A 3,604-nucleotide genomic window follows, 5' to 3' on the forward strand; every position below is an offset into this window, starting at 1 on the left:
GTGCTGGCGCGGCTGACACAGCAAGGCGAGAAGCTTGTCGCGGCGATGCATCCGGCGATGAGCCGGGCGCAGGAGCGGCTGCTCGACACGCTTGGGGACAAGGAACGCGAGGCGTTCCTGGCGACGCTGCTCAAGCTACTCGAGGCCAACAACAAATATGGCCGCGCTGCACTTGCCACCTCGAAGTTCTGTGACTGATCGTTGGCTGGGCCGAGCGTCTTTTACCTGTTCCAGCAGGCGACGAGATGGCGGGGCGAACGCTCGCTAAGCTTCGGCGCTTCGGTACGGCACAGGTCGGTCGCCAGCGGGCAGCGTGTCGAGAAGCGGCATCCGGGCGGCGGATTGACGAGATCGGGAACCTCGCCGCCGTAGACGATGCGCTTACGCTGCCGTTGAGTGCGCGGATCGGGCACCGGCACCGCCGACAAAAGCGCCTCGGTATAGGGATGAATCGGGTGGTCGTAGAGGTCGTCGCGGTCGGCGATCTCGACCATGCGGCCGGCATAGAGGATCGCAACCCGGTGCGAGATGTGGCGCACCACCGACAGGTCATGCGCGATAAACAGGTAGCCGAGGCCGAGCTCCTTTTGCAGGTCCTGCATCAGGTTGACCACCTGCGCCCGAACTGACACGTCGAGCGCCGACACAGGTTCGTCGGCGACGATGAATTCGGGCTGCAATGCCAGCGCCCGGGCGATGCCGATGCGCTGACGCTGCCCCCCAGAAAAAGCGTGCGGGAAACGGTCATGCGCGTCGGCGGGCAGGCCAACGACACGCAGCAATTCGGTGATGCGGTCGCGCGCCTCATCGACATGGCGGATCAGGCCGTGAACCAGTAGCGGCTCGGCGACGATGTCGATCACCCGCATGCGCGGGTTGAGACTGGAATAGGGATCCTGGAACACCAGCTGCATGTTGCGGCGGAGCTTGCGCAGCGCCTCGCCCTTGGTGTGGGTGATGTCCTGGCCCTGGAACACGATCTTACCCGACGAGGCCGTGATGCGCCTCAGCACGGCGCGGCCGGTGGTGGTCTTGCCGGACCCGGATTCGCCAACCAGCCCGAGCGTCTCGCCCGAGTAGAGGTCGAAAGAAATGTCCTCCAGAGCCTTGAAAGCCTTGGGGCGTCCCCAGAAGCCCTGCGCCCCGGTTTCATAGGTCACGTCGAGGCCCTGCACGCTGAGCAGCGGCGGTGGTGCTGGCGTCTGGGCTGGCACGGGGTTGAGCATCGAGAAATTCCTGTCAGGGGAAGGTGGGCGACATCAGCGGCGTCGCCCAGGCCGGCACCGACGGCTGCCAGCAGGCGGCCTCGGCATCCGGGCGGATATGTTCGAGTGTTGGCGCTTTGCGACAGGCCTCGCCCGACAGCGGACAGCGCTGCTGGAACGAGCAGCCCTCCGGCGGCGTCACCAGATTGGGCGGCGTACCTTCGATCGAGACCAGTCGCTCCGAGACCTCGTCGAGCCGCGGAGTCGAACGCAGGAGCCCTTGCGTGTAGGGATGCGCCGGACGCTCGAATACGTCTTCGGCGAGGCCGGTCTCGATGATCTGCCCGGCATACATCACAGCCACGCGGTGGCAGAGGCCGGCGACGACGCCGAGGTCGTGGGTGATCAGCACCACCGACAGGCCGAGCGACTGCTGCAGCTCGGCGAGCAGCTCGAGAATCTGCGCCTGGATGGTCACGTCCAGCGCCGTCGTCGGCTCGTCGGCGATCAGAAGCTGTGGCTCGCAGGCGATCGCCATGGCGATCATCACGCGCTGGCGCATGCCGCCGGAAAATTCGTGCGGATACTGGTCCAGCCTGCGGCCGGGCGCGCTGATCCCGACGGCGGCGAGTAGCTCCTCGGCGCGGTTGCGCGCCTGCTTGCGGGTCATGCCAAGATGGCGCTCCAGCACCTCGCCGATCTGGGTTCCGATCCGGAGCACCGGGTTGAGCGATGTCATCGGGTCCTGGAAGACCATCGCCACTTCCTTGCCCCTGATGTCGCGGGCGTACCGCTCGCCGTCGGCGCCCAGCAAAGAGCGGCCTTTCCAGCGGATGTCGCCCGACGCGATGCGGCCGGGCATGTCGATCAGCCCCATCACTGCTTGCGCGGTCACGCTCTTGCCCGAGCCGGATTCACCGACCACGCCGAGCGTCTCGCCGCGGCCGATCGACAGCGTCACACCGCGCAGGCCTTGGACCAAGCCGCGCCTGGTATCGAACTCGACCTTCAGCTTTTCGACTTCGAGCAGCGGTTCCTGGGTGCTCATGGCGCTGATGTTCATGACCGGCCTCCCTGGCTCGTGGCTTCCGGGCTTTGGGTTTTCGGGCTGCGGCGCGCCTGCCGGGCGGCAATCTTGGCGCGCTGATAGGCGAAGCGTTTTTCGCGCTCCTGCGGGTCGGTGGTGACACGCACCCAGGAGGCGAACAGATTGACCGCAAGGACGGTGGTGGCGATCGACAGGCCGGGGAACGTGATCAGCCACCAGGCGACGAAGATGTAGTCGCGGCCGTTGGCGACATCGAGACCCCAGCTCGTCGCCGGCGGCTGCACGCCGAGGCCTAGGAAGGAGAGGGCGGCTTCGGCGAGCACGATGTTGGTGAATTCGAGGATGCCGAGCGTCAAAAGCGGGGACGTCAAGTTGGGCAGAATATGGCGGAAGATGACCCTCGAAGGGCGGCAGCCAATCATCTCGGCCGCCTCGACGTATGGCGTCTGTCTGACCGAGAGCACGATGCCGCGCACGACGCGCGCATAGACCATCCAGTTGGTGACTGCGAGCACGATTACCATCGTCGTCATGCTTGGGCCGATCACCGAGATGACCAGGAGGATCAGCAGCAGGCCGGGAAAGGCGACCTGCACGTCAACGATGCGCATGATGACCGCATCGGTGCGTCCGCCCTTGAAGCCGGACCACAGGCCGAGCACGACGCCGAACGTGCCGGCGAAGAACACCACGAGGACGCCGACGATCAGTGAGGCGCGGGCACCGTAGATGACGCGCGAAAGCACATCGCGGCCGAGATGGTCGGTGCCGAACAGGTGCTCCCACGAGCCCTTGGGCAGCCAGGCCGGTGGCTTGAGGCGTGACATAACCGACTGTGCTGCCGGGTCGTAGGGCGCAATCAGGGGCGCGAAGACCGCCATCAGCAGCAGAGCGACGATGATGGCGAAGCCGAGCGTGCCGAGTTTGTCCTGCCAAAGTTCGCGGCCGAATTCGTCGAGCCTAGTCATCAGTGTCGGGCGTTGCGTCGTCTTGCGGGTGGTTGCCACCGGCGTCGTCACAGGCATGGGGATAGCCATCTCAAGCCAACCTTATCCGTGGGTCGATGAGTTTGTAGATGACATCGAGGCCGACATTGATGACCACGATCATCACCGCGACGGTGAAGACGATCGCCTGCAGCAAGAAAAGGTCGCTCTTCTGGATCGCCTGCATTGCCGTGAGCCCGAGGCCGGGCCAGGCGAACACCGTCTCGACCACCACTGTGTAGCCGGCGAGCGCACTGATCAGTTCCCAGCCGGCCAGTGTGACGAATGGCACCAGCGTGTTGCGCATGGCATGCACCATCACCACGCGCCTGAAATGCAGTCCCTTGGCGCGGGCGGTGCGGACA

General features: G+C 65.4%; 4 protein-coding genes and 1 pseudogene. 1 reads left to right on the top strand and 4 read right to left on the bottom strand.

Annotated elements, in window-relative coordinates:
- Positions 1 to 198 (top strand): annotated as a pseudogene (locus AC1DUU_RS26325) (MarR family transcriptional regulator); the annotation flags it as partial.
- Between the two features lie 23 nt (positions 199 to 221).
- Here AC1DUU_RS26325 and AC1DUU_RS26330 read toward each other — a convergent pair.
- From AC1DUU_RS26330 to AC1DUU_RS26345, 4 genes are all read right to left on the bottom strand, one after another.
- Positions 222 to 1,226 carry an ABC transporter ATP-binding protein gene (locus AC1DUU_RS26330; protein WP_476786308.1) on the bottom strand — a complete coding sequence of 335 codons (1,005 nt, stop codon included), beginning with the start codon at positions 1,224 to 1,226 and terminating at the stop codon, positions 222 to 224.
- A gap of 13 nt (positions 1,227 to 1,239) precedes the next feature.
- Positions 1,240 to 2,268 (bottom strand): ABC transporter ATP-binding protein, encoded by a 1,029-nt coding sequence (locus AC1DUU_RS26335; protein WP_476786309.1) that lies wholly within the window; start codon positions 2,266 to 2,268, stop codon positions 1,240 to 1,242.
- Positions 2,265 to 3,221 carry an ABC transporter permease gene (locus AC1DUU_RS26340; protein ID WP_476786311.1) on the bottom strand — a complete coding sequence of 319 codons (957 nt, stop codon included), beginning with the start codon at positions 3,219 to 3,221 and terminating at the stop codon, positions 2,265 to 2,267. The genes AC1DUU_RS26335 and AC1DUU_RS26340 overlap by 4 nt, the downstream gene beginning before the upstream one ends.
- 70 nt (positions 3,222 to 3,291) lie before the next feature.
- Positions 3,292 to 3,604, bottom strand: a 313-nt coding sequence (locus tag AC1DUU_RS26345; protein WP_476786310.1) for an ABC transporter permease subunit, incomplete at its 5' end; no start/stop codon positions are given.

The organism is Aminobacter sp. P4_H6_2 (genome assembly GCF_056400805.1).